We start from the raw sequence: 6,012 nt of genomic DNA, 5'->3' as shown, positions 1-6,012 counted from the left end.
ATGGAAGTGGTGGTCAGTTTGTCTGGTGGATTAGTGATAGGTTTTCAGGGTACACTTACGAGAGAGTAAAAGTAAAGTTTTTCTTTTTTAAAAATATAATACATAGTGATATACATCAACTTTTCTGTTCTGCGGAAGAAATTTTTCCAAGGGCTTGCCGTTTGTTAGATAAGAAGATTGAAGACAATATTGGTAAAGATAGATTTATAGATAGCATAACAGTTTATTATAGATTACCATGGGTGGATAAACCGGAGTTAAAGTTAGTAGATAATGGGATTATTTTTCTTGTGAAACCAACAAGGAATCCAATATACAAAGCGATCCACACCATTTTTGTTACAGGGTTAACATTTAAAAATATTGGATTAAAGATAGTTGAATATTTCAGGCATATTTTTTTGACCTGGCCTTTTTTTCAAGTTATATTTGGACATTTGTTTTTATATCTGGAATATGTTTTTTAATAGGGTTTGGGATATTTAAGTTGAAGGTTTTCATAAGTAGGAGGAGTTTATAAGAGGGTATATTAATGAGGGTAATAGGGAATAGTGAAAAGGGAATAGCCATGGAGGGGATATGTTATCCGTTGACCGTCTTCCGTTTTCCGTAAAAACTATAAGTGATGTGGAGGGGTGGTAATCTGCGTATATCTTATGAAAATATGCGTGCTATTAAGAAATAGGCAAATTGCCCTTGACAGGGAGAAAACATTTATTAGATTTGGCTAATAGTTTTGGGAGGGTTGTGATATGATTAGAATATCACATAAAAGGATTTTTAAATCTCTTCTCTGGTTCAGTCTATTTGTTTTTTTGCCTTTTGCATTCGGAATAGATGCCTACGCTCAATCAAAAGAACTTAAAGAAGAAATCCAGAATCAAAAACTAACTGTAATCTTAAATTCCCTTAAAGATAAAGATTTTGATGAAGTTCTAAAGGAATCAGAAGAAATCCTTGAAAAGGATTTTTCTGATGAGTTAAGGAAAGACGCCTTCAGGACGATATTAAGCGAGCTAAAAGAAAGAGATAGAGAAATAAGAGAAAAATTTGCTCTAACCGAAAAGACTTTGAAAGAAAAGAAGTTACCTCCTGAGATATTAAATCGTCATAAGGAGTTTGTAAAGAAGTATGAGGAGAGATTTAAAGAATTTGACGGGAAAGTTAATTCGTATATAAACTCAAACTGGCTAACCAGAAGTTCTTCAAGGAAGGGGTTGAAAGGTTTTATCGAGAAGAATACTTATAAGAAGAGAATATCCGAATTTGACCCTAATAAATTACCTCATCGTTCAATGCCTGTAAAGAAAATACAGACAGAGGAGTATAGGCCAGAGAAGCGAGGAGCGATGCTTCAGGGTAGTAGCGGCTTAATTGAAGGTTGTAAATTAGAAATTGAAAATTTTAAATTTGAAGAAAATAAAATTTGTCCCAACAACTCTGATTCCAATTACTATAACCTAAACCCTCATAACTATACCCTGAGTAAGGAGCTCTTCGCCTATGCAGGTGATGTTTCGATGTTACCTTTGCTTGTTTCCGAGGGAGGGGATGGATATTTTACAGGAGACAATGGAAGTGCAATTTACGGAAGAAATACAGGAACTTGCAGAAGAACTGGAGTATAAGCCTGTAGAGATATATGAGTATATAAGAAATAACTTCAAATATGAGCCTTATTTTGGGAGTCTTAAGGGTGCACAGGAGACATTGTTTGAGAAAGCCGGAAATGACTTCGATTTAGCCTCACTTCTTATTTCCCTATTACGAACTTCAGGAATAAAATCAAGATATGTATATGGAGAGATAATCGTACCTATAGATAAAGCAATGGGGTGGCTAGGCGTTAAAGACCCCTGGGTTGCAGGAAACATTTTTGCAACAATGGGAGTTCCTGCGAGGATGTTAGTTGTAAATGGAAAACCTTATGGGTTACGCCTGGAACATTGCTGGGTTGAGGCACAGCTTAATTATGATATAGATTTAGGAAGAAAAAACCCCGTGAGTAAGGATTTGACCTGGATACCGATGGACCCCAGTTATAAGATACTTGAATATAATAACCCGGTGAAATTGGAAGAGGAAGTTCCTTTAGATGTGGATAGTCTAATGGGAGAAATTCGCGCTTCAGCAAACATTGACACCATAACGGGAGCGGTTACAGGAATGGACACAACGATAATAAATCAGGCATTGGAGGATTATGGAACGAGAACAAATAACTGGATAGAGGAAAATTTAGGAGATAGTGCTACCATTGGCGAAGTATTTCCTTTCAAATGGATAAAACCGAAAGTAAGCGGTGGTTTCGCTCCTGTTCTTCCTTACGATGTCACGAAAAAAAAGGAAAGTATTCTGAAATTCCTGATGAATTCAGGTATAAGATAACTATAGAAGTGATGGACGAAAGGAATATTTTAAGTGATATATCTTATACTTTTCCTACCATAGGAATAGTAGGTAAGAGGATATTGCTTGCATATACTCCAGCCAGTTCCAATGATGAAAAGTTGTTATTATCTCAAGCCCCCGATACCTTGACAGATACTACAAATATCCCATCAGCGATATCTGCTTATTTAATAAAGATGAAACCCCAAATAGTAATAGAGAATCAAGCAGTAGCTACAGGTTCATCAATCGGTATGGGAAAGGAACAGACATACAGGATGATATTTCATTCTCCAGCAGGGTTTAGAGAGGAAGTAGAAAATCCTGCGATAGTTGGTTCGATGTATGGAATCGCTTTTGATATTTCCAGGATACCAAACGAGGTGATGAGAAAAAGGATAGATAGATACAAGGAAGTAAAAGAGCAAATGGAAACTCAAAACATTTCTTTATTGACTTCTTATGATATAGTAGGAGAGCTATTGAATCTCACTTCTCTTTCGTATTATTATCAGCTTGATACCTATAATGAATTATTTGCAAGAAAAACGGATGTATTTCATCAGAGAGTTCCTTCAGAGGCAATAGCATTTCTTTCAGTGGAAGTAACTTCTATTCTTGGATTCCCTTACGCGATTTCGGCGAATGGATTCAAAATAGATGTGGATAGGGATATGGAGGCGGTCTTCGGGAAAGATGGCGATAGCAACAGAAAGAAATCATACAATATAGCATCAGGAATAATGGGTTCGGAGATGGAGGCGAGGGTGCTGGATCAGGTATTCAGTTTAAAAAATGCAAAAGCCTTATCAGCCACAAGGATATTATCAATAGCGAATGAGAGACAAATCCCGATATATACAATTAATTCAGCCAATATTTCTCAAATATTACCACTTCTACAGATATCGAAGGAAGTAAAATCGGCGATTCAGTGTGTAGTTGATAGAGGTATGGAAGTAATCATTCCCCGTTCCAATATTACTTATAATGGTTGGGAAGGTATAGGGTATATTGCAATGGACCCTGAAACTGGAGAAGGGGCTTATATGGTGGAGGGTATTGGTGGAGGGATAATTTATTTTCTCTGGTGGGTTGGATATGTGTTCCTTTGGATATGTGTAGCAGCTGGAGCTGTGTGTTTGGGATTACTGTTGGTGGAGTTTTTGGGAGTTATTATAGGAGTTATAGCTGAAGCGATAGATTTTTTTGGTGTTTTTTGGGCAATAGCTTATTACATTGTAGGCCCATTTGAAGAATTGTGGAAAGATTTTATTCTTTGGTATTGGCCTATGATTAAAAATTTTTTCCTCTTATATGGTCCTTTAATATTGCAGCATATTTGCGCTCTTCCAGCTGCCATTCCGGGGAGTCCACCTCCTTATGAGTACCCACAAAATATTTACTGGTGTATAGGTGAAATGATTCAAAAATTGTTGGATTTACTTGAAGAAGAAAGGCAACCCTCCACCCCTTGAGGAGTGGAGCTTAAATGTATAAGGAGAACCATAAATGAAATTTCTTAGAATTATAATAGTGTATATAGGTATAGTAATACTTTGTTTTTTATATGTACTATTTATGTACCCCTTCAATTGGGTCTTTGGAACGGAGAAAGCTTCTCTTAAAAAATATATAAGATATCTTAAAGTAGTTATTTTTGAAGGAAAACCAATATCTGATCCTTTTAAACAATGGAATTTCTTTAAGGACGGAGCAGCAAGATTGAAATACAATTCATATTCTACAAAATGGGCAAACACTTTAGAATACGATTCTCCTCTCTTATGTGTAACATCAACTAACTACGAAAATATCATCAAAACAGCAAATATCCCCGAATCGGTAAAGGAAGAAATAAAGAAAATAGTCGAAAATGGAGATGGAGTTTTAATTTCGGAAGCTGCGTTTAAACCAGGTTGGAAATATCCTGAAAAATATGTCGTTATAGAGAGTTTTGATAAAAAACCGCCAAAGGTAAAATATATGTGCAGTATATTTAGAGGTTTCCCGGGTATGAATTTTATACAAAGAAGTAGGTTTAATGCATATTATATGAAATATAAATCGACGAAGAAACCTTTATTATATCCTCTCGTTTGGGTTAGTAAGGATAATAAGGAAGAATTGTTGCCAGAGTTAGATATTCCCAAACAGATAAAAAAAGATATAGAGAAGTTAGTAAATAAAAACAAAATCGTAATCATAACCGAAGCAGCCTTTCAACCCGAATGGAAATGGGACGAAAAGTATCTTGTTTTTGATAGGAAGAAAAGTTAAAAAGAGGGGAGTATTATATGAAAGCATTTAAAAATTTTATAGCAGTATTACTTGTTTTTTCTTTTAATCTTTACAGTAATAAAATTAGCGATGCTATTGACGCTGGAATTCGATGGCTTAAAGTCTCTCAGAATTCTGATGGTTCATGGGGAGGAGATACTACTGTAAGCACTTATGTATCAACTGCTACTGTTTGTGAAGCACTCGGCGTTTTAAATCCATCAGATAGCTTATATATTAAAGGTATTACTTATCTTGATAGCTTAGAAGTTAAAAACAGTGGCCATTTGTCTCAAAAAATAAAGGCGCTCGCACCATCCGACGTTAATATAACTTCTTTGCAGGATACTCTATTATCTTACTATTCACCTCCTATAGGTGGTTTTACTTTTGATAAAGAGAAAAGAGATGTACTGAGTACAGCGTTTGCTCTTATTTCTTTGCATGAATCTAATTATTCGGTAAATGAAAATATCGGATGGTCAATTGGATACCTAATGGACGAGCAAGATACAGCAGGATTCTGGCGATATAATGATGAGAACATTTCCAATATATATCTAACCGCATTAACTCTCATTTCTCTGGAAAGATTCCATGGTATATATGATTTAAGCACCCAAATCAAAAATGGAATTTCCTGGCTTCTTAGTCAACAGAACACAAATGGTAGTTTTGGGAAGGATACAACTTCAATATATGAGAGTGCACTTTCCCTGATGGCCCTACAGGGAGGGTATGGTTTAGAGGGTATAGGGTATAGAGAGGGTATAGATTATAGGGTAATATGGTATAGTGCAATAAATAAAACAAAAAACTTCCTCCTTTCTCTTCAGGATTCAGATGGGAGTTGGAACAATAATGCTTATGAGACTGCTCTTATTATTTTGGTATCCAAAATAGGCAAATTGCCCTTGACAGGGAGAAAACATTTATTAGATTTGGCTAATAGTTTTGGGAGGGTTGTGATATGATTAGAATATCACATAAAAGGATTTTTAAATCTCTTCTCTGGTTTAGTCTATTTGTGTTTTTACCTTTTGCATTCGGAATAGATGCCTACGCTCAATCAAAAGAACTTAAAGAAGAAATCCAGAATCAAAAACTAACTGTAATCTTAAATTCCCTTAAAGATAAAGATTTTGATGAAGTTCTAAAGAAATCAGAAGAAATCCTTGAAAAGGATTTTTCTGATGAGTTAAGGAAAGATGCTTTCAAAACGATATTAAGCGAGCTAAAAGAAAGAGATAGAGAAATAAGAGAAAAATTTGCTCTAACCGAAAAGACTTTGAAAGAAAAGAAGTTACCTCCTGAGATATTAAATCGTCATAAGGAGTTTGT

7 protein-coding genes are annotated in these 6,012 nt (G+C 35.3%); all 7 read left to right on the top strand.

Annotated features, from left to right (window positions below; translation table 11 throughout):
• Positions 1-467: hypothetical protein (locus ABIN61_09155; protein MEO0294363.1), on the top strand; the 467-nt coding region annotated here is incomplete at its 5' end.
• A 285-nt stretch (positions 468-752) separates the two neighbouring features.
• Positions 753-1,628 (top strand): hypothetical protein, encoded by an 876-nt coding sequence (locus ABIN61_09150; GenBank protein ID MEO0294362.1) that lies wholly within the window; start codon positions 753-755, stop codon positions 1,626-1,628.
• Positions 1,552-2,388: a transglutaminase-like domain-containing protein gene (locus ABIN61_09145; protein ID MEO0294361.1), complete on the top strand. Its 837-nt coding sequence runs from the start codon at positions 1,552-1,554 to the stop codon at positions 2,386-2,388. The genes ABIN61_09150 and ABIN61_09145 overlap by 77 nt, the downstream gene beginning before the upstream one ends.
• Positions 2,280-3,869, top strand: coding sequence for a hypothetical protein (locus ABIN61_09140; GenBank protein ID MEO0294360.1), 1,590 nt, complete (start codon positions 2,280-2,282; stop codon positions 3,867-3,869). The genes ABIN61_09145 and ABIN61_09140 overlap by 109 nt, the downstream gene beginning before the upstream one ends.
• Before the next feature lie 34 nt (positions 3,870-3,903).
• Complete coding sequence (locus ABIN61_09135) at positions 3,904-4,671, top strand: hypothetical protein (GenBank protein MEO0294359.1); 768 nt, start codon at positions 3,904-3,906, stop codon at positions 4,669-4,671.
• 17 nt (positions 4,672-4,688) lie between these two features.
• Positions 4,689-5,645 carry a prenyltransferase/squalene oxidase repeat-containing protein gene (locus ABIN61_09130; GenBank protein MEO0294358.1) on the top strand — a complete coding sequence of 319 codons (957 nt, stop codon included), beginning with the start codon at positions 4,689-4,691 and terminating at the stop codon, positions 5,643-5,645.
• Positions 5,642-6,012 (top strand): hypothetical protein (locus ABIN61_09125; GenBank protein ID MEO0294357.1); only part of this gene is annotated, 371 nt, incomplete at its 3' end. The genes ABIN61_09130 and ABIN61_09125, both read left to right, overlap by 4 nt.

It is taken from the genome of candidate division WOR-3 bacterium (assembly GCA_039804165.1).
Taxonomy (GTDB): Bacteria; Hydrothermota; UBA3072; order UBA3072; family UBA3072; genus JAFGHJ01.
The sequence above is the reverse complement of the archived record's forward strand: the minus strand, read 5'-3'. Positions and strand labels throughout refer to the sequence as shown.